This window comes from Sphingomonas sp. Ag1, assembly GCF_000980895.1.
Lineage (GTDB): Bacteria > Pseudomonadota > Alphaproteobacteria > Sphingomonadales > Sphingomonadaceae > Sphingomonas > Sphingomonas panaciterrae.
In genome coordinates this window covers 943,546-967,993 of the sequence record NZ_LAZX01000094.1, presented here as the reverse complement: position 1 = coordinate 967,993, position 24,448 = coordinate 943,546, and the positions used below count along the sequence as shown (strand labels likewise).

Sequence of the window (24,448 nt, the reverse complement as noted above, 5' to 3'; positions counted from 1 at the left end):
AGATCCCGCCGAATGGAGTTAGCAGCATGGCCGACTGGTCCACGATCGAAGCATTGCCCCAGACGAGGATCGAGCGCTTGTTCGCCGACGATCCCGAGCGGCTTAGCAAATTGTCGCTGGACGTCGCCGGCATTCATTTCGACTGGTCGAAGACGCACCTGACGTGGGACGCGATCAAGGCGTTCGAGGCGCTGGCGGCGGAGCAGGACCTGGCGGGCAAGCGCGAAGCGATGTTCGGCGGCGCGCACGTCAACGTGACCGAGGATCGGCCAGTCGAGCACACCGCGGAGCGCGGCGAAGGCAATCCGGAGAGCGTGGCGCGGGCAGCCGATTACCACGCCCGTATGCGGATGCTGATCGATGCGATCGAGGCGGACGCTTTCGGCCCGGTGCGCCATGTGCTGCATGTCGGGATCGGCGGCTCCGCGCTGGGCCCCGATCTGCTGGTGGATGCGCTTGGCCGGGATTACGAGCGGTACGACGTTGCGATCGTCTCCAACGTCGATGGCATGGCGCTGGAGGATGTCTTCGAGCGGTTCGATCCTGCTGCAACGCTGCTGGTGGTCGCGTCAAAGACGTTCACCACGACCGAGACGATGATGAACGCGGAAAGCGCCATCGCCTGGATGCAGCAACATGGCGTTGACGATCCCTATGGCCGGGTGATCGCGCTCACCGCGTCGCCGGACAAGGCGATCGAATGGGGCGTCGACGAAACGCGCATCCTGCCGTTCTCCGAAGGGGTGGGCGGCCGCTACTCCTTGTGGTCGTCGATCGGTTTTCCGGCCGCGATCAAGCTGGGTTGGGATCAGTTTGAAGAGCTGCTGGAAGGCGCGGCGGAGATGGACCGCCACTTCCGCCTGACTGCACTGCATGAGAATGCGCCGGTGATCGCCGCCTTTGCGGACCTGTACTACACGCAGGTGCGCGGCTGCGAGACGCGCGCACCCTTCGCCTATGACGAGCGGCTGCGGCTGCTGCCGAGCTATCTTCAGCAATTGGAGATGGAATCGAACGGCAAGGGCGTGACGGCGGACGGCACGCCGGTGGGGCGCCCGACCGCACCGATCACGTGGGGCGGCGTCGGCACTGACGCGCAGCATGCGGTGTTCCAACTGCTGCATCAGGGCACGCACCTCGTTCCGGTCGAATTCCTGGCCGTGATTGAGGCCGGCGACACGCTTTCGGATGAGCATCACCGCCAGCTGCTGCTGAATGCCTTTGCGCAGGGCGCGGCATTGATGAAGGGGCGGGCGAACCCTGACGATCCCGCTCGCGCCTATCCCGGCGATCGTCCCTCCTCCACCTTGTTGCTCGACGTGCTCGACGCGCGCACGCTCGGCGCGCTGATCGCCTTCTACGAGCATCGCGTGTTCGTGAACGGCGTTCTGCTGGGCATCAACTCCTTCGACCAGTTCGGCGTCGAACTGGGCAAGGAGATGGCGAAGGCGGCAGCGAAGGGCGGTGGTGACTTCGATCCCTCCACCACCGATCTGATCAACCGGGCCGGGCTGGCGTAACCGGCGATCGCAGGTTCCGACCAGACGTAGCATCTGGCGGCGCGCTGGTAGGCGCGATCCCATCTGCCTTGGTCCTTTCCTGTTCCTCTATATGCGGGCGCCAGCCCAGCGGAGATCCTTATGCCCGATTTCGACTATGACCTTTTCACGATTGGCGCCGGATCGGGCGGGACGCGGGCGTCGCGCGTGGCGGCGGCGCATGGCGCGCGCGTTGCGGTGGCGGAGGAATATCGCGTCGGCGGTACCTGCGTCATTCGCGGCTGCGTGCCCAAGAAGCTGCTGGTCTATGGCGCGCATTTCGCCGAGGACTTGAAGGACGCGCAACGATTTGGCTGGCGCGTGCCCAACGAATGCGAATTCGACTGGAAGTGCTTGCAGGCAAATGTCCTCGCGGAGGTCGATCGGATCAATCAGGCCTATACCACCACGCTCGAGTCCAACGGGGCGGAGATCATCCACCAGCGTGCGACGATCGTGGGCCCGAACGAGATCCGGCTGGCAGACGGCACTACGAAGTCGGCGAAGAACATTCTGGTGGCGACCGGCGCGCGTCCGCATGTGCCAAGCTTCCCCGGGTGCGAACATGGCATCACGTCCAACGAAGTATTCCACCTGGACGCCATTCCGCGGCGCGTGCTGATCGCGGGTGCGGGCTATATCGCCAATGAGTTTGCCGGGATCTTCCACCAGCTTGGCGCGCATGTGATCATTATGAACCGCACCAAGGACATCCTTCGCGGCTACGACCTGCAGATTCGTGACCGGCTGTTGCAGATCAGCATGATGAAGGGACTGGAATTTCGTTTCGACGCTACGTTCGAGAAGATCGAGAAGCAGGACGACGGCTGCCTGAAAGTCCATATGATGGGACACGAGCCGGTCGTGGTCGATTGCGTGATGTATGCGACTGGCCGGGTGCCCAATACGGAGGGGCTGGGGCTGGACGCTGCCGGCATCGACGTGGACGACAAGGGCGCGGTACCGGTCGATGACGACAATCGTACGTCATGCCCGTCGATCTATGCGGTTGGCGACGTCACCAACCGTATCCAGCTGACCCCCGTGGCGATCCGCGAGGGGCAGGCATTTGCCGACAATCTGTTCGGCAAGGGCGGGGTGAAGGTGGATTATGATTGCGTGCCGGCGGCATGTTTCAGCCATCCGCCGATCGCCGGCGTCGGCATGACGGAGAGCGAGGCGCGGCAGAAGCTGGGCTCGGTGAAGATCTATTCGTCCGATTTCCGGCCGATGAAGAATGTGCTTGCCGGACGCGACGAGCGATCGCTGTACAAGATGGTATGCGATGCTGAGACCGATCGGGTGGTCGGCATCCACATGATCGGTCCCGACTGCCCCGAAATCATCCAGGCGGCGGCCGTCTGCGTGAAGGCGGGGCTGACCAAGGCGCAATTCGATGCCACCGTCGCGCTTCACCCGACGATGGCGGAGGAGTTGGTGCTGCTGAAGTAGCCCGACGGGAGGGGCTGCACTGTTCAGCGGAAGACGGATAGCAGCCCCTCATATTGGCTGAGCGGCGGGGCGCCGAGGATCGTTGCGCCTTGCCGCAGCATGAAAGCGTGACGGACGATCTCCGCCTGCTGTTCGACCCCGTAGCGCTTGAGCGGCCAGCCGGGCACGAAGCTGTAATGATAGCGGCAGAAGGGGTGGCGCGCGAGCGGCAGGAAGACGCCGCGCTGGTGCTGCCAGACGTGACACATCTCATGCACGAACAGACCCTGCAGCCCGAGATGTTCCTGGCTGAAGTCATCGCTCCAGGTGGTGGCATCGGGATGGAAGTGGATGTGCCCGCGCGGCGCCATGACAATGTCACGCGGCTGGAGGAACCACCAGCGCCGGCGCCGGACCTCCACGCGATCAAGGTCGATCGCATCGGCAAAGATGGATCGGGCGAGTGCGCGTTCGCCGATCGTCAGGCTGCGGCTGGTCATCGCCTTCAACGTAGGAAGCGGCGCGGCATGATCCAGTCGAAGCGAACGGCTTCTAGCAAGCGGGGGTGTAGAGAACCCAGTCGCTGCGATCCGCGGCCGCCGTCCAGCGCTGACCATCCTCGAACGCGCTTCGGTTGAGCGGGTTGACGTAAACGATCACCACCGGATCACCCTGCGCGGCGCGCGTCTCCAGGCGGCTCAACACTTCGCGTAGGATCACAGTGCCGAAGCTGTTGTAGATATAGGCGAAGATCGGGCCGGTCGGGGGTTCGTAGCTGCCCGCGTCGCCGAGGATGAACTCGCAGCGTGTGCTGGATCCGCCAGCGGACGTGAACCGGCGGCCATTCGCGAGTGCGATGTCATGCAATTCGGGCGCGAATTCGACGCCGATCGCGCGCTGAAAGCCCCGCGCGGCGGCGATCATGACGGCCCGGCCCTTGCCCGAGCCATAATCGATGAAGCTGTAGCGCGCCGGATCGATGCCGGCCCTCGTGACGGCTTCGTCCAGTGCCACACCATTGCTGGCCTGGTAGCCGAAGCCGAGCAGCGCCCGGTCCCGCGCGACGCTGAGTGCCGATAGATTGACCGTGCCACTCGTGTCGGTGCCCCAGCGGCGGTCAAAAGCCTGATCGGCGCGGCGCGCGCGTGCAGCGGCCGGGCTGATGCCGCGGGCGGTATGACGCACCGTCTTCAGCGTCAGTGAGACTACTTCGGCCGGCGTACGTCCGTGCAATCGGCGTTTTACATCGTCGATGATCGAGGAGAGCTTGGGCATAGCTTTGCCCATAGACGTTCAAAGGTTACGGAGGCGTGAGTTAAATATTTCCAATCAATGCTGGCGCTTCATGACTGTGGAAGGTCAGCTCTCCCGTCAGTTTTAGCTGCCGGCAGGCACCGGATCTGCGGGGCCAACGACCCGCGCCTTCTGCTCGACACGCTTGCCGTCCGAGAAGGTGAAGGCAAAGGTCAGCGTCCCGCCCGGCTTAACATTCGGCGATACTTCGAACAGCATTGCGTGCTTTCCGCCAGGCGCGAATACAACACGTTGGCCAGCCGGCACCGGAACGGAGGAGAGCGAATCCATCGCCATGCCGCCACTTTGGGTCATGCGGCTTTCGTGCAGCTCGGTACGGGCGGCCTCGGCCGTGGACACGCTGGTCAGCGATGTATCGCTGCCGCCGCCCTGAATGGTGAAATAGCCTGCGGCAGGACGACCATCGACGGCAGCCAGGCGAACCCATGCGTCGGTGACCTGCAGCGACTTCTGCTGCGCGCATCCCGCGATGGCCACCGAAGCGAAAACAAGCGTGGCAGCGACGCGGAACATGGGCCTTCTCTCCAACCGAAACGATGCGTGCGCGCTACTTCGGCCGGTGCCTTGCGGCAAGCGGAGCGTCACCTATATCGCGAAGCGTCAACGCTGTTCCGTCGCCGTAACGGGGCGTGACAGCACATCTTTTTGGTTTTTTGTTCAAGCAGGGGCTGGAAGAGCACTCATGGCAAAAGTTATCGGTATCGATCTCGGCACCACCAACAGCTGCGTGGCAGTGATGGAGGGCGGCAAGCCCAAGGTGATCGAGAACTCGGAAGGCGCGCGCACGACGCCGTCGATCGTCGCCTTCGCGAAGGATGGCGAGCGACTGGTGGGGCAGCCGGCGAAGCGTCAGGCCGTCACCAATGGCGACAACACCATCTTCGCGGTGAAGCGCCTGATCGGCCGCCGTTTCGACGATCCGGTGACGAAGAAGGACACCGAGCTGGTCCCCTATCACATCGTAAAGGGCGCCAATGGCGACGCGTGGGTGCAGGCCGGTGGCAAGGACTATTCGCCGTCGCAGATCAGCGCCTTCACCCTGCAGAAGATGAAGGAAACCGCCGAGAGCTATCTCGGTGAGACCGTCACGCAGGCCGTGATCACGGTGCCGGCGTACTTCAATGACGCGCAGCGCCAGGCGACCAAGGACGCCGGCCAGATCGCGGGCCTCGAAGTGCTGCGCATCATCAACGAGCCGACCGCGGCTGCGTTGGCCTACGGCCTCGAGAAGCAGGACGGCAAGACGATCGCGGTCTATGACCTTGGCGGCGGCACGTTCGACGTCTCGATCCTGGAGATCGGCGACGGCGTGTTCGAAGTGAAGTCGACCAATGGCGACACGTTCCTCGGCGGCGAGGATTTCGACAACAAGCTGGTCGATTTCCTGGCAGAGAGCTTCAAGAAGGATGAGGGCATCGACCTCACCAAGGACAAGCTCGCGCTGCAGCGCCTGAAGGAAGCTGCCGAGAAGGCGAAGATCGAGCTGTCCTCGGCCGCATCGACCGAAGTGAACCTGCCGTTCATCACCGCCGACCAGAACGGTCCGAAGCACCTCGTCAAGACGATCAGCCGCGCGGACCTCGAGCGTCTCGTTGACAGCCTCATCCAGCGCACGATCGAGCCGATGAAGAAGGCACTCGCCGATGCCGGCCTCAAGGCCAGCGACATTTCGGAAGTGGTGCTGGTCGGCGGCATGACCCGCATGCCCAAGGTGCGCGAAGCGGTGAAGAACTTCTTCGGCAAGGATCCGCACACCGGCGTGAACCCGGACGAAGTCGTCGCCATGGGTGCGGCGATCCAGGCCGGCGTGCTTCAAGGCGACGTGAAGGACGTGCTGCTGCTCGACGTAACCCCGCTGTCGCTGGGCATCGAGACGCTTGGCGGCGTGTTCACCCGCATGATCGATCGCAACACCACGATCCCGACCAAGAAGTCGCAGACCTATTCGACTGCCGATGACAATCAGCAGGCGGTGACGATCCGCGTCTTCCAGGGCGAGCGCGAGATGGCGGCCGATAACAAGCTGCTCGGTCAGTTCGATCTCGTCGGCATCCCGCCGGCGCCGCGCGGCGTGCCGCAGATCGAGGTGACGTTCGACATCGACGCCAATGGCATCGTCAACGTCTCCGCGAAGGACAAGGGCACCGGCAAGGAGCAGCAGATCCGCATCCAGGCATCGGGCGGTCTGTCCGATACCGATATCGAGAAGATGGTGCAGGAAGCCGAGCAGTTCGCCGAGGAAGACAAGAAGCGCAAGGCAGGCGCCGAGGCGAAGAACAATGCCGAGAGCCTGATCCACACCACGGAGCGCCAACTCGCTGACAATGGCGACAAGGTGGACGAGGCGCTGAAGGGCGAGATCCAGTCCGCGATCGATGCCGCCAAGGCAGCGGTCGAGGGCGGTGACGTCGATCAGATGAACGAGAAGAGCCAGGCGCTGGCACAGGTCGCGATGAAGCTTGGCCAGGCGATCTACGAGAAGCAGCAGCAGGCGGAAGCGTCGCCGGCTGCCGACGCCGGTACGGCGCCGAAGGACGATGACGTGGTCGACGCCGAATTCTCGGAAGTCGACGACAACCACAAGGCGTAAGCGATGATCGAGCCGCCATTTGCTTCGGCGAGTGGCGGCTCGTTCTGTCGTTGCGCGGGGGCGCTGAATGACTGAAGTCGATTTTTACGAACTGCTTGAGGTCGACCGTTCGGCCGATGCCGGCACCATCAAGTCGGCATACCGCAAGCTTGCGATGAAGTATCACCCGGACAAGAACGCCGGGTGCAAGGATTCCGAAGCGAAGTTCAAGGCGGTGAGCGAGGCATATGAATGCCTCAAGGATCCGCAGAAGCGTGCGGCCTACGACCGCTTTGGTCATGCCGCGTTCCGCAATGGCGGCGGTGGCGGGGGCGGCCATTCGCAGGACTTCTCCGGCTTTTCCGATATCTTCGAGAGCGTGTTCGGTGAATTCATGGGCGGCCGCGGTGGCGGGCGCCAGCAGGTGCGCCGCGGCGCGGACCTGCGCTATGATATGGAGATCACGCTGGAGGAGGCCTATCATGGCAAATCAGCGGAAATCACCATCGACGTCACCGCGGTGTGCGATACCTGCGAGGGCAGTGGCGCACGTGCCGGCAGCCATCCGCACACCTGCAACACCTGTGCCGGCCACGGCAAGGTGCGCGCCCAGCAGGGCTTCTTCGTGGTCGAACGCGCCTGCCCTGTCTGCAACGGCTCGGGTCAGGTGATCGACGATCCGTGCCCGGACTGCCGCGGGGATGGACGGGTCGAGCGCACCAAGACGCTGAGCGTGGAGATACCGCCCGGCGTCGATGAAGGCACGCGGGTGCGCATGACGGGCGAGGGTGAGGCGGGTGCTCGCGGTGCCCCTCCCGGTGACCTCTACATCTTCCTTCACGTGAAGCGGCACAATCTGTTCGAACGTGAAGGCACGACGTTGTTCGCGCGCGCGCCGATCAGCTTCACCACCGCTGCGCTTGGCGGATCGCTGACGATCCCGGGCCTCGACGGCCGCAGTCACGAACTTCGCATTCCGGCCGGTATTCAGTCCGGCAAGCAGCTGCGCCAGCGCGGGGCAGGGATGCCGGTACTGCAAGGACGCGGTTTTGGTGACTTGGTGGTCCAGATCGACGTCGAGACGCCGACCCGCCTCAGCACGCGTCAGCGCGCCTTGCTGGAAGAGTTTCGCGAAACCGAGACGGGTGAGGAATGTCCTGAAAGCCAGGGCTTCTTCGCGCGGCTAAAGAACGCGTTCGCAGGAGATTGATCCGGCGCGGAGCCGGGACTGCAAAGGAGAAGGGTCATGCGTTTGCTCTTTCCGGCCGCCTTGGCGCTGGCAGTGGCGGCGGCCCCAGGGGCGGCGCGCGATCGCAATGCCGTCCCGGCTGCGACCCCGGCGGGGAAGCCGCAATCGTGCATTCCGCTCCGTAACATTCGCGAGACGCTGGTGCGCAACGACCAGGTCATTGATTTCCGGATGACGGGTGGCCGCTATTATCGCGTCACCCTCGACCAGCCTTGTCCTCAATTGGGGTTTGAACGGCGCTTCAGCTACGCGACGTCGCTGAGCCAGTTGTGCCAGCAGGACATCATTACCGTGTTGGTGGGTACGACGGCAATGCCGGGTGCGAGTTGCGGCCTGGCGCCATTCCAGCCTGTCACGCTGGCAAAGTAGCGCCGCTAACGAAAATCGCTGGCGCCCTCGATCCGCCCCTGCTAGGCGCATCGCTCCCAGCACCCGTAGCTCAGCTGGATAGAGCGCTGCCCTCCGAAGGCAGAGGCCACAGGTTCGAATCCTGTCGGGTGCGCCAAAGCTAAACTGCTGATAGCTTTGGATTTGTGGAGTTGCTGACACGGCAACTCCTCCGTCCAGAATGGCTTTCGACCGCTCCTGTACACATCCGTGACACAGGAGGCCGCCGAATGGCGACAATCACAAAACGAAAAAATGGCTGGTTCGCGCAGATTCGCAGACAAGGGTATGAACCCGAGTACAAAACGTTTCGCTTGAAGACCGAGGCCCAGAAGTGGGCTAGAGAGCGGGAAGCTAGGATCGACCAAGGAGCACCGGCGGTAAGTCAGCGGGTTCTTCGTGGAACTACCCTTGGCGATTTAATCCGTAGATACATAGATGAAGTGACGCCCACGAAGCTTGGGGCGGAGAGTGAGCGATTAAGGCTCTCTAAGCTGCTCGCAGCACCTATGTGCGACATAGCGCTTAGCGACCTCACTAGCGCCCCCATAGCTGCCTACAGGGACGCTCGGGCTAAGGTAGTTAAGCCGGGCACCATCGCGCGCGAATTAGGTCTCCTACGGACGATAGTTGAGGTAGCACGGCTTGATTGGGGCGTAAGCATTGCCACCAACGTTGTGTCGCAGGTTCGCCGTATACCGGTGAAGAATGCCCGCGATCGAAGGCTTAATCCTGGCGAGTTCGATCGTTTGATGGTTGCCCTTCAAACCACAAGGAACAAGCAGGTGCGCCCGGCGGTCTTGTTGGCAGTAGAAACGGCCTTAAGGCGTGGTGAACTGCTGAACCTAAAGTGGAGCGAAATAGACCTAGAGCGTAGGACAGCGAATATACCGCATACAAAGACGGGTTACGCTAGAACCATACCGCTTACAGATGCTGCCTTAATGGTCCTGTCTTCTATGCCCCGCGACGGAGATAGGTTGTTTCATATAACAGCTATGTCCCTGCGTTTGGCTTGGAACCGCGTTAGGGAGCGGGCCGGAATGCCCGATCTTAATTTTCATGACCTCCGGCACGAAGCTATTAGCAGGTTTGCTGAAATGGGTCTTACGACCGTCGAGTTAGCTGTAATCTCCGGTCATCGTGATATGCGCATGTTGATGCGCTACACGCACCTTAAACCTGCTGACCTCGCCCGGAAGCTGGCAGGAAGGTCTTGGAACATAGAATCCGGTCACAGCAATGTGAGCGTCTAAGTCTCGACATAAAACAGGCTGGAAGAAGACGTTCCGCAACACTTTTCACCGATGAAAACGACGTTGTTAGTGATCTCTCTCGTTAAAACACGCGGGGCAGTGTTTCAGAATTTAAGTTAAATTCATTCTCTTCACGGTTTAACTTGAATGTTAGTTAAATAAATTAAACCCTAGTGCCCCCGGCGCTATAGACATTCCGAAATCTCGAGCCTAGATCGTTGCCAGCCGCCAAGTCTGGCGGCGAAAGTTCGCATGTCGCTCTATAATACTCTTAGAGAGAAAGGAGAACTTTTATCAAGCAAGGAAACTAATATGACAACTACTACTATACATGATTTATCGAAAGACTCATTGGCTTATTTCAATTTTTCAATGTCTTCATTTGGAATATTCCAGGATAGTGAAACCCAAGATTCCATCGAAGAACTGATGGAGGCTTATTCCAAGGCCATGCATGGTGCTTTGGAAAGGAAATACTATCTTTCCTCTCTTGATCCCGGATGTGGAAAAACAGAGTCTATTATATCCTTTTTGAAGGCTTGGAAGAATGAGGGATACAGTCCTGCTAGTGGGGTCCTAATATCCTTTGGTTCTAAGGATCAGATACTCTCCTTCATTGGGAGATTGGATTCTCTGAAAATCCCTTATTCCTGCTTAACTTCTGATGACGATATCAACAGGTGTGGAAATGGTGTATATAATACCGGTAGTTCTCATGTTCTAATAACGACTCATCAGATGATACGCTCCCGGTGCAAGGGGACGTCGTTTGAGCATTTGGAAGAGTTCTTCTTTGATGATAAGCCTAGAGCCTTGCGGATTTGGGATGAGGGCTTGGTTAAGGCAGAGCCATTGTCCATCAAGGTTCTAGATTTGCAGTTTGTAGCCTCAATTTTGCGGCCTCCCTATCGCCGGTTTGCAGAAGATTTGGTCAGCCTTGCCGCATCTGCGATCAATGGTAAGGCTGGTGATAGGTTCACCGTCAGCGGCGATATGACATCCTCGGCGCGGGCTATTTGCATAGCCAAGCCGGGCTATCTACCAAAAGAAGCATTAAGAACTCTTGAGGCCATCGCGAAGGCTCGGGGTATCAGCCTGCGGCTAGGCTCCTATGGCGGTACTAGTTCTCTTGCCCTTGTCGGAGCGTGTGACCCTCTGCCTGATGACTTCGCACCAGCATTCATCCTCGATGCGTCGGGGAGGGTTCGCGGCACCTACGCGATATGGGAAGATACCTGCGGTGATCTGGTGCGCCTGCCCAGTAAGGCTAATGATTATAGCAGTTTGACAGTTCACCTGTGGCGTATCGGGAGCGGGAATGATGCTCTTTTGGATGCGGATAGGAGCCGAACGATTTTTCGAGAGGTAGCAAAGGTAATAGAAGAAGACCGCTACGAACCGACGTTGCAAATCAGTAAGATGCCAGATGATCGCCTTGATACGTTTAAACTTACAAAAGACCATTTATCACGGCACGATGATGTAGAATTAGAGTTCCTTCATTGGGGAGGGCATTTAGCTACAAACAAGTATAATACAATTGAGCGAGTCATAATGATTGGCGCTTATGACTATGGCAGGCAGGCTAGAGACGCTTTGGCATCCGCTGCTGCCGGATGTACCGGCATTGCACCCGACGAAAAGGTCGCAAAGTCGCTATTGAAGTCGGAGTATCAACATAATCTGTTGCAGGGATTGATGCGCAGCAATGCCAGGAACGCCAAGAAAGGTGTCTGTGGTAAATGCGAAGCATATGTAGTTGTGCCAGAGTACATCACTCCTGCTGATATCGAGAAGGTATTTCCGGGGTGTACGGTCAAAATATGGTGTGATCCCCCAGCACTATCTACCGGAGAGCAAAGGATGGTAGATGCAATCAGTAGACTTCTGTCGGCCTCTTCTACGGGAAAGATCCGGAAGGGACTAGTAACGAAAGAAGCCGGCGTCGACAAAAGCTTCATTTCGCGTGCATTGAAAAAGCTGGAAGTAAGAGAAAAGCTTCACTCTCTAGGTATAGAATGGAATACTAGACACTTCTATAGAGGCCGTGACGGCAAGGTTGTTGCCCTGCGGCGAACTGATGATAGTTCAAGTCGGCAGATAAATCTGCCCCTATAATGTCTTTAGAAGCCCGTAGAGCGCGCACGACCACCGTAGGCTACCCAGCTAGCAAAAGGGCGTACTTCGCGTTGTACGGGCTTCAAAACGCAATCTAGAGCATGTTTCAAGGTAGAGGGTTCTGCATGAGCAACGAAACCACCAGCCACGTCGAACTCGCAACCGATGTTACCGTTGCATGGCTGTCTAATCCCAACACGCGCGCCGACGTGGACGACATACCGACGTTCTTGAAGACGGTGCATGATGCCCTTGGCGCACTAATAACACCTGTCGTTGATGCGAGCGACCAAGAACCCGGAGTGGAATACACGCCTGCTGTTAGCGTGCGGAAGTCGCTGGCTGATCCGAACTTCATTATCAGTTTGCTTGATGGTGGACATTACAAGGCGCTCAAGCGGCACCTTGCTGCCCACGGGCTTACGCCAGCCGAGTACCGTCAACGCTACGGCTTGAAGGACTCCTATCCGCTGGTAGCGCCAGCTTACTCCGAGGCGCGCCGCAAAGTGGCGAAGAAGCTGGGGCTAGGGCGCAAACCGGGGCAAATGGTTTGGAACGAAGCTGCCGCCGCCGCTAAGCCTATAGGCAAGAAGCGGAAGAGCGCCGCCGACGCAAAGGCGGCTGCCGTGGCTCACCTTCGCGGCGGCGCCGAATAGCCCGCAGCCAAGAGATGGAATGGTAAGTCGGTTGCCGAAGCCAAGGCGGCGGCAAAGGCTCACCGTAGTGGGGGCTCCGAACGACTTCGCTTCGGAAATGCGCCGCGCGTCGGCGCGGTATCGCTTTGCAACACATTGGAGAGTATCCGGAATCAGTGAGCGCACGCGCGATCTTGCTCTGGAACGTAGTAAGCTGGGGAAAGCCATGAAGATGAAGGTTGCGTTCGCTTTGAGTGGAGCGGCTATAGCGGCAAGTGGAGGCGGCGCCTATGATTTGGCAAACCGCATGAAGAGCCCGGAGGGCTTCATCGAAGGGCCGCGTTCCCTGTTTGATGCAGAAGAGTGCATCGTGCTCAATGTAGACGCGACGTTCGCGCCCGTTGTCTATCGGCGACCAGATCGACCGGACGAAACACTCATATACTACGCTAATCGGGGATCGGAGCCTGTAGCGTTCGGCCTCAAACGAGTGGGGGCCGTCACGAAGGTGACGATCTACAACGGTCTCAAATGGAAGGTGCCGGTTCAGCGCTGTTTGGATGCAGAATAGCGCCGCACGTCGCCGCCGCCGAGTAGCTTTGCTTACAGGATGACGCGGGGAAAGCGCGCGCCAGGCTTAACCGCACTGCAACTGCCAGCACGATAGATCGCTCTTTGCACCTGTGATGCGCATCAGGGTTTGCCGATATAATCCCCGCCAACCCGGTTGATGGTAAGATCGCCCACCAAGGCGCTGTCTAGGCTCGACGTAGAAGCATAAGGATCGTTGAGAGAGCGCATTAGCATCCCTTGCGGCAGCGCCTCGGCAACGCGGGTGCGGCGATTGCCACCAGCCTGATGCGCTCGCTGCCCCAGCGGATCGGTATCGCCATCTGGTACCATGCATCCAGCAAGCGGGGTACGTTGGTGGCGCCACCGATTGCCGCATGGAACGGCGTCACAATCGATGACAGCCACATCCTGCGGGTGGTGTGAGGCTGCGGTTAGAAATGGGTCGGCAGAGACTTGGCTCCGTTGTCCGCTACTCGCCTCCTTCTAGGAGTTCGGCTTTTTGCAGGCGGAACACCCTCGATCATAGCTGCCGGGTCGACCTTCAACGCCTGTACGATGGACAGCAATAAGCACACGCCTCGACGGTCCTTAGATCGGGATGCCTGGCGATTTAGGCAGTGCACATGCGCAGTAGGGGATGCGGATCAAATACCTCCATCACTGGCGAGGCCTGCGCTCATCACCCGCATGATACGAGCCCTTGAGTAGATGGCCGCCATAGTGGCGTAGATGCGCTATGGGCTTCTTAGGACAGATCAAGCAGCGCATATCTTTATCCGCTGATCGCCGCGCGCGAGACGCCGTATTTAGCCGCCATGGCGTCGAAGGAAGCGCCTTCGGCACGCGCTGCCCTGATTTACTGCTGCGATATGCTATGAATTAGTGACCGACTAGCGCTTGGCAAATAGCGGTCTATGTGATACTTGCCACGTACCATTCTAATGAAAGTTCGGCAATGAGGCTCGGACTATAAGTAGATCGGAGAACTTAGACGAAGAAATAAACGAATATGACTAGAAAACAAGCTATGGATGCCCATTGTTCTGGCTGCGGATACGATCCATTTTCATCGGGCACCGCCAAGGAGCAGGTTGCCCTTTGCGTATCTGTTGATTGCAACCTCCACCCATTCCGACCGATGCCGCGCCACTGTCGGAAGAACGGCGTAATCGATAAGGCGGCAATCAACGCGATTGCGGAAAAGCTAGACGCTGCCGAAGCGCGTAGGGTCAACCGGTAAAAACCATCCGATTTTTGCAGGGAAAGCCTGTCAAAATGCGCGCCACAGCCGCGATCGGAAGGTTTAAGGTGTCTCGGGTACCTAGCCAGCGATCTACGCTGTGGCGCTCAAAATTACAGGTTTTTCGCAAGGCCTCGAAGGCTCAATCGGGCGAGCAATAACGCTTCACGGTGGCGGTCGACAGTCCGAACTGCGCCGCTGTCTCGGCGATGCTGGCATCGTTCACCTTCCGCCATGCGACGACCTCATCACGATCCGCCGCCATCGGCCTACCAAGGCTTACCTTTCCCTTATGCGTCCTGCCGGTCGCAATTAGCGAGGCCCGGGCAGCGGCGCGACCAGCATCGCAGCGCTCCTTGATCCTCTGGCGCTCCATGTCGGCGATTTGCGCAAGAACCGCGACGATCAATTCGCCAACACCTTTGCCGATAGGGCCAAGCCCCCGCACGTCAACCGTGACGCCCTTCTCTAACAAGCGGCGAACCGTTGCCTGTACATCCAGCGCATCACGCCCAAGGCGATCGATCGAATAAATGCAGAGGGTGTCGCCCTCGCGGGCATACGTAAGCAATGAGGCGAAGCCAGGACGATCGGCAGCAAGGACGCTACCGCTTACCCCTTCGTCTGCAAACTCCTTGTCGAAAGAACCGCCAAGCGCGTTGCGCTGTGCTTCGATGCTCTGATCAGAAGTGGAAACACGGAAGTAGGCTAGGCGGCTCATAGATCAGCGACTCGCTCATAAGATATGTCTCCATTAATGAGCCTAGCACTTAACGAGTCAACATATCTTATGAGCCGATCCGCCACCGCCGATATAACCTAGCGCAGAACGTACAACTTCTGTCTCGTCACCTCCGCTACGTTGCAACAGAGACCCATAAGCGCGCATACGTAAAACTCGTCGGGTATATAGCGGCGCATAGACCTCAACGGAGCGCGATAGTGGCACAACTTGAAAAGTTTCTAGACAAATTCGCCAAGCTAGGAGGCGATGCGGTTAAGAGACAGCGTGCCGAAATGTTTCGAGCGCTTCAGCCCGAGCTTATAGCCACCATACGGCGAGTATCCGAGATCAAGAACCTTCTGTACCGACAGAAGTCCGCTCCGCTAAGAAGCGTTTTTGTTGAGCCAGTTATTGTCTTCGAAGAAGAAAGCTTTGGCCTAGATAAAATATATAGTGAGTTCCATAATAGAACTAGACTGGTGCTTAGGGGTTCCGCAGGTTTGGGGAAAAGCGTTCTTCTCAAATATATGTGTCTTCACCACATAGATAAAAACTCGGAGTTTGCTCCACTCTTTTTGGAATTGCGCAAGATCGACTCTGCCCATGCCATGGACATTGTAGCCGCTCTTCACGCCGCATATTCTGGTTCGAAAAGCTCTTTGAACTACGATGATTTTAAGAAGGCCATATCGGAAGGTGTTTTTAGTGTCCTTCTGGACGGCTTTGACGAAATTCAGCCAGACATAAGGGAGAAGGTTGAAGGCGCAATCTTACGCTTTGCCTATGATAATCCGGGAACACCCTTAATAGTATCAGGTAGAAGTGAGCGCAGCTTTCTTTCGTGGGAACAGTTTACCGTTGTAGACATCGCGCCTATGACGCAAGAGCTTACGGTGAAGTTGATAAACAAACTTGAATACAATGAGACATTAAAGAAAAAGTTTATAGACAACGCTATACCAAAGCTTTACTCGAATAGAGACAGAAGCTTTGTGCAAACCCCGCTTCTTGCGATACTCATGTTGCTGACATATGAGACGTACGCTGACGTTCCCGATAAGATGTACGTTTTCTATTCAAACGCCTTTGAGACATTGATAAGAGAACATGATGTAACAAAATCTCAATTCAGGAGGCCGCTTTCTAGCGGACTTGCAGAAGAGGATTTCAAAAGGCTTTTTGCAGCTTTCTGTGCCGCTACATATTCAGCTAGGCGTTTTGAGTTTTCGCGCTCCGACATAGAAGGCTATATCTTAAAAAGTCTTAGAGCAACATCCCTAACGGCAAGTGCAAGCAAAGTGATAGACGATCTAACTCTTAGTATTTGCGTTATGCAGTATGAAAACTTGGAGTACAGCTTTGTTCACCGCTCTTTTCAGGAGTATTTTACCGCCGTATATCTGCGAGACTCTCCGTTCTCCGTGGTCAGACTTTTCTTGCAGCGAAATAGGTCGGGATCACGAGAAAACGTTCTTCCGATGCTTATGGGGATGGATCGAGATCGCATCGAGAAGGAATGGTCGTACGACGCGATCAATGAGCTACATAAAGCTATTTCTGGTAGTGATATAGAAGATAGAGTCATTGCGGTATTCCAAAACTACTGGGTGGGCATGGAGTTTGGAATCGACGCGTCGGGAGACGTTATATACTTAGGCGTTCCGGAAAGTGAGTTATTCCGTAAAACTTCGGTTTTAGACTATATGTACCCGGTTAACGAACATTACATGTGGTGGCTGCAAGACTTTGCATCTTTAGCTAAGTGCTATCAGAGCTATCTTCAATTAAGTAAAGAAGAAGGCCTGCCGGTTGAAACCGTTGAACGAAAAGAGAAAGACGAATTGCGAAATGACAACAACATGGCGTATCGGATACCGGGTTCTGCAATAACTCTTGAGACCGCTAAGAAGACGGGTTTATACGATGTTGCCGTCTATTTGATTAATACTGTAGATAGATGCAGACGTGACATAATAAAGCGTGTTGAGTCAAGGGACTCCTTTGCAGATAATCTGTTTGGCGATGACAACAGCTAGGAACTATCGATGTAGGGCCGGTTTCGTTGACACGGCAGTGCTTAAGACTTCTAGTTTAGGATGGAGGGGCAGGGGCAACGCCATGGATATATGCAAGGAGTCGTTTGCTAGCACTGCTGTACCGCAGAAGGATTTCAACGCAGGTTTTTAGTTTGTTGGGTGGGGTGTTGGTGCGCCCTCTAAAGGGCAGTCATTGATGTTACGTGAGCAGTGACTTAGGAAAAGGGGGGGGTGCCGGAGCGGGAGGGAGCTCGTCGGGTCACTCGCCCATCAATGGTCCGCTACATCGTGTCGATAGGTTCAGGGCATGTGACGCAAAAGCTAGCACAAGAGTGATCTTGAAGAACGGCTACGGGTTGCGGTATCAGGAACGTAGGAGTGATCGAAACCAAGCGCTGTCAGTAGCTTAAGTTTTGTGCTTTCCCGCGCCTCCCCTCCGAAGGCAGAGGCCACAGGTTCGAATCCTGTCGGGTGCGCCAGCTTCCCTTGCCGATGTTTCGGCAGTGAATGCCACAGGCTCGGGCAAAACTTTCCTCTCAAAAGTGCGCTAGATAGCCCCCGTCGACGGCCAGGACTTGTCCGGTCACATAGGATGCGGCTGGCGAGGCGAAGAAGAGGACGGCGCCCACAACCTCTTCCGGGCGGCCCCAACGGCCCAGCGATGTGCGGCGCTGGAGATGTTCGGCAATGGCTGGATCGGCAATCATGGCCACATTGGCTTCGGTGGCGAAATAGCCGGGCGCGACTGCGTTGACGGTGATCTGGGCGGGGCCGAGTTCGGCGGCGAGCGCACGTGTCAGTGCCTCCAGACCACCTTTCGACATGGTGTAGGCGGCGTCGCCGGACCGGGCGATTTGGCCGGCGATTGAACTGATGTTGATGATGCGTCCGCCGGGTTGCATCCCGGCGCTGAAGCGACGGGCGAGGTCGAAGGGGGCGACGAGATTTGTCTCAAGCAAATCTCTGACCGACGCCCGATCGATCATCTGCAGCGCGCGGCGGTCGCGCTGGCCGGCATTGTTGACCAAAATATCGACCGCGCCGTGGTGAGCGAGCAGCGTCGAGGCCGCATCATCCGCGCGAAGGTCTACCGCCGCAACGGCTGCCGATCCACCCAGCGTCGTCAATGTCTCGCCTAGAGCGGTAAGCCGATCCAGATTGCGTCCTTGGAGGATGACATGGGCGCCCGCCCAGCAGAGGCCGCGCGCGATCTCTGCGCCCAGTCCGCCGCTTGCGCCCGTCACCAATGCGACCTTGCCGTCCAGCTGGAACACGACTCTTCCCGTAATTGCGCCGACCGTCGGCGCCCGGCTGGAGTGGCCGCAATCCACATCCCTTGCAACGCGTCTGCCTGATATCGGGCGCAGCGTTTGTGAGAAGCTCTGCTCGTCGTGATCACCGATGTGCAGGGGAATGGGAGGGGCTGCCCTTCCCAATCCCGTACGCTCGGCGATGCGAGCGTGCGGGATTGAGGGAGCCAGATCAGGCAAGCATCCGGATCGCAGGCTCCCGGTCGTAGAAGCGGCGTTTGGCCGCCGACACGAAGCTGCCGTCCGGCGTGGTCACACCTTCGTCCTTCTGCACGTCAGCCTTGTCCAGCAGTGGCTGCGCCTCCGCGCTGGCGCCGATCGCCTTGAGGTGCCCGAACGCATCCATGACAAACTGAACAGCGGCGGCTTCCTTCAACAGCGCTGCACAGCCGTCTTCCGAGACCACTACCGCAATCGCGTCGAACAATTGGGAGGGCGTTCCGGCCAATTGTCCATCGGCCTTTCTTTTGCTGCCGTCTGACAGGGGGGCGCCATTTACCTTTGGAGAGACCAGTACCGCTTTGCCGCCTTCCGCTTCAACAGCGGCGACCAGGCTATCGAGTGTCGATGCGTCGCTTCCTTCTGCGAAGAGGATGCCGACGGCGCGCCCGTCGAGGGTTTCCTTCATGTTCTTGTGGATCGACAGAGCGCCGGAGGATGGCAGGTCCACTGGCTCACGTGCGGCTGGTGCCTTTTCCGGAAGGTCGATTCCGAGCCCGTCCGCGACACGCCTCGCCAGATCTTCGTCAACGTTGCGAAGGTTGGCGACCATGCGGGGCGGTACCTGATCAAGCAGGCCGACCTTCGACAGTTCGAACACGAATGATGAGGCTATATGCGCCTGCTCGGCTGGCGTCTGCGAGCGGTAGAATAGCCGGGCCTGGCTGTAATGGTCGGCGAACAGCTCGGCCCGGACGCGCAGCTTCTCTCCCTGTTCGTCGCTGCCGGATGGCGCAGTGACGGTGCGAAAGCCACGATCCCGGGATTCGCGAGGACCACCTTCCTCTCCATGCGCTGCCAGGCTGTTTGGCTCGTAATTGGCGCGGCCCTTGGGGACCTGTGTCTGCATCTTTCCGTCCCGCTGGAAATTGCCGAAGGGGCAGCGGGGCGCGTTGATCGGAATTTGATGGAAGTTTGTGGTGCCGAGGCGCGAGTTTTGCGTGTCGAGGTAGCTGAACAGACGTCCCTGGAGCAGCGGATCATTCGTGAAATCGATGCCGGGGACGATGTTCGTTGGCAGGAAAGCCACCTGCTCGGTTTCCGCGAAAAAGTTGTCGGGGTTTCGGTTCAGCGTCAGCGTACCGACGATCCGGACGGGAACATCCTCTTCCGGGATCAGCTTCGTTGCATCAAGAACGTCGTAGGGCTGCGCTTCGGCGAAGGCTTGGTCGAACACCTGGATTCCAAGATCCCATTGCGGGAATGCCCCCGTGTCGATCGCTTCCCACAGATCGCGGCGCTGATAATCATTGTCTGCCGCCTGCAACTTCAAAGCCTCGTCCCAGATCGTCGATTGCAGGCCCAGTCGAGGTTTCCAGTGGAATTTGACGAAGCTGGCGTGTCCGTCGGCGTTGACGAGCTTGAACGTGTGGACGCCGAAGCCCTCCATCATCCGGAAGGAGCGGGGAAGGGTGCGGTCCGACATCGCCCACATCAGCATGTGGGTGGATTCGGGCATCAACGACGCCCAGTCCCAGAATGTATCGTGCGCGCTTCCGGCCTGTGGATAGGCGCGATCGGCCTCCATCTTTACCGCATGCACCAGGTCCGGGAACTTGATGGCATCCTGTATGAAGAAAACGGGTATGTTGTTGCCGACCAGATCCCAATTGCCTTCGGTGGTGTAGAACTTCACCGCAAAGCCACGCACGTCGCGCGGGGTGTCGACCGACCCTGCGCCGCCGGCGACAGTCGAAAAGCGAACGAACACCTCGGTTTTTTCGCCCTTCTTGAACACTGCTGCCTTGCTCAGTTCGCTGATATCGGCAGTGGCCTCGAAGAACCCATGCGCGCCGGAGCCACGAGCGTGTACGATGCGCTCAGGGATGCGTTCGTGATCGAAGTGGAATATCTTCTCCCGAAGGACGAAATCCTCGAGAAGGGTAGGTCCGCGCCGCCCGGATTTCAGGCTGTTCTGGTTGTCGCTGACAGGCACGCCATGGTTGGTGGTGAGCACCTGCTCGTCACCGCTAGCCTGCTGGTGCGGCTCGCCACCGGCACCGTGGTTCGTTGCGCCGTTGCTCATTACCGTTTCCTTGCCTCAATTACCTGGATCAAGGCTGCAAACGAATGGGGTCGCGAAACGGTGCTGGCTGACGCGGTTATTCTTTGAAGGAAATGACGTCCAAAGGGCCGTGTGGGCTCCCGCCGTTCAGACAAAAAAATAGCGGCCCGAAAGCCGCTATTTCATCATCCTGAGTCGAGACTCAGTTGCTGTCGGAGTCGTCGTCCGAGTCAGCGATGATCACGATGCCGGCGATCACTGCAGCAGCAGCGAGAACGGCAACGATCACGCCGCCGCCAGCAGCCTTGTCGGCCTTGGCGGTGGAGGTGCTGGCGCGAGCAGCCTTGGCAACCGACAGGCTGGATGCCGAGGTCGGAGCCGCAACAGCAGGAGCTGCAGCCAGCGAAGCAGCGGCAACAGCCGCGAGGTAACCACGAACCTTCATCACGAACTCCCTTTTTTGTCCGTCACGGCCATCTGACAGAGTTTGCAGTGCAGCGCAATCTCATATGTTGGTCAACAGCGCTCAGAACGCTTTCCAATCAAGGCATTTCCGCAACACTTTAGCGGAAATGTGATGAACCTCACGTGCCACTTTCATGATGATCAACAGTATCGATGATCCAACGGTGCTCGCCCTCGATTCCAAGCGCGGTTAGCCGGCCCGTTCGGTAGGCGCCCGTATCTATACCGATTCGGTTGACCCGCTCATCTACCCCATCCGTGATGGTGTGGCCGTGGACGACGTACTTTCCGTGATGACCGCCATGTTCGAGGAAGGGCTGCCTTATCCAGCGCAGGTCGCGGGAGGTCTGCTGCTCCAGCGGTAGCCCCGGGCGTATGCCAGCGTGAACGAACAGATAATCTCCTTCCAGGAGATAGTCGTCGAGAGACCGGAGGAAGGCGATCTGCTCTGCCGGTATGTCTCGGGCCATCATGTCGACGAGTTCGGGTATGGTGGCCTGATCGATGGCAGCTGCTTTCATGCCGTAGCTGAGCAGCGTTTCGTGCCCGCCTGCCCGGAGCAGGAGGCGAACGAGGTCCGGATCCCCGTCATAGGCGCCGAGGAAGATTTCCTCATGATTGCCGCAAAGGCATCGCACGTCCTGTCGACTGGCGCACATCTGCCGAACGCGCTCCACCACACCAGCGGAATCAGGCCCGCGATCCACGAGATCGCCGAGCAGGATGATTCCTGTTTGCGCTCCGCCGCGCGACGCGTCGTCAGCGTCGATGCGCCGTAGTAGTTCGTCAAGAAGATCAAGTCGGCCGTGCACGTCGCCAATCGCATAGAGGCGCCGGCCCGCCGGAAGCTGGGCAGGTGGTGCACTCGGACGACGGCGTGAAAGCAAACGCGAGAACATGGCAGGCAGATCTTTGTGCAAAGAGCCGACCAACTAGCCGAGCGGGTCAGCCCCCGCAACAACGCCGATCAGCTTGTCCGTCGTCCTAGTGGAGCGTCCGAACGTAGCGGCGGTTGGTCGGGCCAGATGCCGCGGGTATCCAGAACGCGCTTGTCGGCGCGTTCCTCGAGCGGAATCGATCGGAATACGTCATGGTCGACGAGGACGATCATGATTGGACACGTTTCGATTGCCGCATCCACGTCAATTAGCCGCGCACCGGTTGCCTCGAAGGCGTTCGGCAGATTCCGGGCATAGGGTTCGACAATTTTGATCTGGTCGGGGAATTGCCGCGCCAGCGCCAAGGCGACTTTCAGCGCAGGGCTTTCGCGGAAATCGTCGATATTTGCCTTGAAGGCGAGCCCCATGCACGCGACGGGTACACCGGGGTTGGTGGCTATCATCGCCGCCGCTGCTGCGATCACGTGGTCTGTCTTGCCGTCATTCACCTCGCGCGCCGTCCGGATCAACGGCGTATTCTCCGGGTCCGCTGCGACCAGAAACCACGGATCGACGGCGATGCAATGACCCCCTACGCCCGGTCCGGGCTGAAGGATGTTGACACGCGGGTGACGATTGGCGAGCCGGATGACCTCCCAGACGTCAACGCCCATCGTGTCGGCAACCAGGCTCAGTTCGTTGGCAAAGGCGATATTCACGTCGCGGAACGCGTTTTCGGTGAGCTTCGTCATCTCCGCTGCCCGAGCGCTGGTCGTGATACATGCGCCTCGAACAAAACGGCGGTAGAAGGTGAGCGCCTTGCGCGCACAACGGGGTGTGATCCCGCCGATGACCCGATCATTGTCGATCAATTCGACGAGAATGCGACCAGGCAACACCCGTTCGGGGCAGTAGGCGACCGCATAGTCCGAGCTTTCGCTGATGCCCGGCGCACGTAGCTCGGGGCGCAGCTCAGCGAGCAAATCGCGCACGTGCTCGGTGGTGCCGACGGGGGAGGTTGATTCAAGGATCACCGTGTCTCCAGCCTTCAAGACGGAGGCGACCGCGCGCGCCGCCTCGAGGACAAAGCCCGTGTCGGGTCTGCGATCCTCGGCGAAGGGCGTGGGAACGGCGATGACGAACACGTCCGCCGGTTCCAGCGCGGTTGATGCGCGAAGGTAGCCCCGCCAGACCACACCCGAGACGAGCCCGTCTAAGTCCACTTCCTCGATGTGGACCTTGCCCGAATTGACCGTGTCGACCACGTTCTGATGAACATCAATGCCAAGCACGCTCGCGCCAGTGCGAGCAATCACTGCCGCGGTCGGAAGGCCGATGTACCCGAGCCCGAGAACCGCGACCTTGAGCTCGTTATCAGACAGCATTGGCAATGATCTCCGCGATCCGTTCACTCGCACGGCCATCGCCAAAGGGATTGTGGGCGCGGGCCATTGAGGCGTAGGCGCGCTTGTCATCGAGAAGCGTGAATACTTCGGAAACGATCCGCTCCTCAGCAGTGCCCACCAGTTTAGCGGTCCCAGCCACTACACCCTCAGGTCGTTCCGTCGTGTCTCTCATTACCAGCACAGGTTTGCCGAGCGCGGGCGCCTCCTCCTGAACCCCGCCGGAATCGGTGAGCACCAAGGTGCAGGCGTTCAGCGCTCGGATAAAGTGGGGGTAATCAAGCGGTTGGATGCGCGCCACGTTAGCGCGAGCGCCAAGCGTCTTTTCCATGACGGAGACGACGTTAGGGTTCGGGTGCATCGGAAACAGCACTGCAGCGTCCCGATCCTCGGCGATGCGGGCGATCGCGCGTGCAATGGCCGCCATACCGTCGCCGAAGTTTTCCCGCCGATGAGTGGTAATCAGCACAATCCGGCGGTCAGCAAAGCGGCTCAGGATGGGGTCCAATCCCGCGGCGAGCGAAGGATCAAGTGAGATCCTGTCGTTCGTCCAATGAAGGGCGTCGATCACGGTGTTCCCCGTGACATGGACGCCCGAGAGGATGTTCTCACGCGCGAGCGCCTCTGCGGCGGTCGCGGTGGGTGCGAAATGAAGATCTGCGATTGGCGCAACGATGCGGCGATTCACTTCCTCTGGCCACGGATGGTAGATGTTGCTCGAGCGAAGGCCCGCCTCCACATGAGCAACGGGAATCTTGCGGTAATAGGCCGCCAGAGCGCCTGTCATCGCCGTCGTGGTGTCGCCCTGCACGATGACGCGGTCTGGCTGCTCGCGATCGAGCACCTCGCCAATTCCTGCCAGCAAGCGGCTGGTCAGCCGGTCGAGAGTCTGGCCAGGCTCCATGAGGTCGAGATCGATGTCCGGTGAAAGCCCAGCGATCGCCAACACCTGATCGAGCAAGCCGCGATGCTGGGCGGTGACGCAGGTGCGAACCTGAACGCCTGGCTTCGCCTCTAACGCCCGCACCACGGGAAACAATTTGATTGCCTCTGGCCGGGTGCCGAAAATCACCAAGGTCTTCATGGCGGACACCTAGC

The 24,448-nt window shown here is 58.7% G+C and carries 21 protein-coding genes and 1 tRNA gene; 12 read left to right on the top strand and 10 right to left on the bottom strand.

What is annotated here, in order from left to right; genetic code table 11:
* The first annotated feature begins 26 nt into the window (after positions 1 to 26).
* Positions 27 to 1,520 carry a glucose-6-phosphate isomerase gene (gene pgi, locus XM50_RS17525; protein ID WP_046411271.1) on the top strand — a complete coding sequence of 498 codons (1,494 nt, stop codon included), beginning with the start codon at positions 27 to 29 and terminating at the stop codon, positions 1,518 to 1,520.
* A gap of 120 nt (positions 1,521 to 1,640) precedes the next feature.
* Complete coding sequence (gene gorA / locus XM50_RS17520; RefSeq protein WP_046411269.1) at positions 1,641 to 2,990, top strand: glutathione-disulfide reductase; 1,350 nt, start codon at positions 1,641 to 1,643, stop codon at positions 2,988 to 2,990.
* Between the two features lie 23 nt (positions 2,991 to 3,013).
* On the opposite strand, the gene XM50_RS17515 is transcribed toward gorA, so the two are convergent.
* The 3 genes from XM50_RS17515 to XM50_RS17505 form a co-directional block, all read right to left on the bottom strand.
* A complete protein-coding gene (locus tag XM50_RS17515; RefSeq protein WP_046411267.1) occupies positions 3,014 to 3,469 on the bottom strand; it encodes a hypothetical protein in 456 nt (151 codons plus the stop codon).
* Between the two features lie 52 nt (positions 3,470 to 3,521).
* Positions 3,522 to 4,244, bottom strand: coding sequence for a class I SAM-dependent methyltransferase (locus XM50_RS17510; RefSeq protein ID WP_052742641.1), 723 nt, complete (start codon positions 4,242 to 4,244; stop codon positions 3,522 to 3,524).
* A gap of 102 nt (positions 4,245 to 4,346) precedes the next feature.
* Positions 4,347 to 4,796 (bottom strand): copper chaperone PCu(A)C, encoded by a 450-nt coding sequence (locus XM50_RS17505; protein ID WP_046411265.1) that lies wholly within the window; start codon positions 4,794 to 4,796, stop codon positions 4,347 to 4,349.
* Positions 4,797 to 4,965: 169 nt separating this feature from the next.
* Between XM50_RS17505 and dnaK the strand changes: the two genes are divergently transcribed.
* The 9 genes from dnaK (at position 4,966) to XM50_RS17470 (ending at position 13,493) form a co-directional block, all read left to right on the top strand.
* Positions 4,966 to 6,873, top strand: coding sequence for a molecular chaperone DnaK (dnaK, locus tag XM50_RS17500; protein WP_046411263.1), 1,908 nt, complete (start codon positions 4,966 to 4,968; stop codon positions 6,871 to 6,873).
* Positions 6,874 to 6,940: 67 nt separating this feature from the next.
* Positions 6,941 to 8,062, top strand: a complete 1,122-nt coding sequence (gene dnaJ, locus XM50_RS17495) for a molecular chaperone DnaJ (RefSeq protein ID WP_046411261.1) — start codon at positions 6,941 to 6,943, stop codon at positions 8,060 to 8,062.
* 36 nt (positions 8,063 to 8,098) lie between these two features.
* On the top strand, positions 8,099 to 8,470 hold the full coding sequence (locus tag XM50_RS17490; protein ID WP_046411259.1) for a hypothetical protein: 372 nt from the start codon (positions 8,099 to 8,101) through the stop codon (positions 8,468 to 8,470).
* A gap of 59 nt (positions 8,471 to 8,529) precedes the next feature.
* Positions 8,530 to 8,606, top strand: a tRNA-Arg gene (locus XM50_RS17485).
* A gap of 112 nt (positions 8,607 to 8,718) precedes the next feature.
* Positions 8,719 to 9,744: an integrase gene (locus XM50_RS19810; protein WP_082103173.1), complete on the top strand. Its 1,026-nt coding sequence runs from the start codon at positions 8,719 to 8,721 to the stop codon at positions 9,742 to 9,744.
* Positions 9,745 to 10,056: 312 nt separating this feature from the next.
* Positions 10,057 to 11,862 (top strand): hypothetical protein, encoded by a 1,806-nt coding sequence (locus tag XM50_RS20235; RefSeq protein WP_197075581.1) that lies wholly within the window; start codon positions 10,057 to 10,059, stop codon positions 11,860 to 11,862.
* Between the two features lie 125 nt (positions 11,863 to 11,987).
* Entirely contained in the window at positions 11,988 to 12,518 is a 531-nt protein-coding gene (locus tag XM50_RS17480) for a MucR family transcriptional regulator (protein WP_046411257.1), read from the top strand.
* A gap of 205 nt (positions 12,519 to 12,723) precedes the next feature.
* A complete protein-coding gene (locus tag XM50_RS17475) occupies positions 12,724 to 13,068 on the top strand; it encodes a hypothetical protein (RefSeq protein ID WP_046411255.1) in 345 nt (114 codons plus the stop codon).
* A gap of 239 nt (positions 13,069 to 13,307) precedes the next feature.
* On the top strand, positions 13,308 to 13,493 hold the full coding sequence (locus XM50_RS17470; RefSeq protein ID WP_046411253.1) for a hypothetical protein: 186 nt from the start codon (positions 13,308 to 13,310) through the stop codon (positions 13,491 to 13,493).
* A 959-nt stretch (positions 13,494 to 14,452) separates the two neighbouring features.
* On the opposite strand, the gene XM50_RS17465 is transcribed toward XM50_RS17470, so the two are convergent.
* Positions 14,453 to 15,031 carry a recombinase family protein gene (locus XM50_RS17465; RefSeq protein WP_046411251.1) on the bottom strand — a complete coding sequence of 193 codons (579 nt, stop codon included), beginning with the start codon at positions 15,029 to 15,031 and terminating at the stop codon, positions 14,453 to 14,455.
* 221 nt (positions 15,032 to 15,252) lie between these two features.
* Here XM50_RS17465 and XM50_RS20230 point away from each other — a divergent pair, with 221 nt between their 5' ends.
* Positions 15,253 to 17,070: an NACHT domain-containing protein gene (locus tag XM50_RS20230; RefSeq protein ID WP_156167294.1), complete on the top strand. Its 1,818-nt coding sequence runs from the start codon at positions 15,253 to 15,255 to the stop codon at positions 17,068 to 17,070.
* 536 nt (positions 17,071 to 17,606) lie between these two features.
* Here XM50_RS20230 and XM50_RS17455 read toward each other — a convergent pair.
* The 6 genes from XM50_RS17455 to wecB form a co-directional block, all read right to left on the bottom strand.
* Positions 17,607 to 18,344 (bottom strand): SDR family oxidoreductase, encoded by a 738-nt coding sequence (locus tag XM50_RS17455; RefSeq protein ID WP_046411247.1) that lies wholly within the window; start codon positions 18,342 to 18,344, stop codon positions 17,607 to 17,609.
* A 208-nt stretch (positions 18,345 to 18,552) separates the two neighbouring features.
* The gene (locus XM50_RS17450; protein ID WP_046411245.1) at positions 18,553 to 20,625 is read right to left on the bottom strand and encodes a catalase; all 2,073 of its coding nucleotides are present in this window, start codon (positions 20,623 to 20,625) and stop codon (positions 18,553 to 18,555) included.
* Positions 20,626 to 20,806: 181 nt separating this feature from the next.
* Entirely contained in the window at positions 20,807 to 21,049 is a 243-nt protein-coding gene (locus tag XM50_RS17445; RefSeq protein WP_046411243.1) for a hypothetical protein, read from the bottom strand.
* Between the two features lie 139 nt (positions 21,050 to 21,188).
* The gene (locus XM50_RS17440) at positions 21,189 to 21,968 is read right to left on the bottom strand and encodes a metallophosphoesterase (RefSeq protein ID WP_046411242.1); all 780 of its coding nucleotides are present in this window, start codon (positions 21,966 to 21,968) and stop codon (positions 21,189 to 21,191) included.
* A gap of 68 nt (positions 21,969 to 22,036) precedes the next feature.
* The gene (wecC, locus tag XM50_RS17435) at positions 22,037 to 23,332 is read right to left on the bottom strand and encodes a UDP-N-acetyl-D-mannosamine dehydrogenase (RefSeq protein ID WP_046411240.1); all 1,296 of its coding nucleotides are present in this window, start codon (positions 23,330 to 23,332) and stop codon (positions 22,037 to 22,039) included.
* Positions 23,322 to 24,434, bottom strand: coding sequence for a non-hydrolyzing UDP-N-acetylglucosamine 2-epimerase (gene wecB, locus XM50_RS17430; protein WP_046411238.1), 1,113 nt, complete (start codon positions 24,432 to 24,434; stop codon positions 23,322 to 23,324). The genes wecC and wecB overlap by 11 nt, the downstream gene beginning before the upstream one ends.
* Positions 24,435 to 24,448 lie beyond the last annotated feature (14 nt).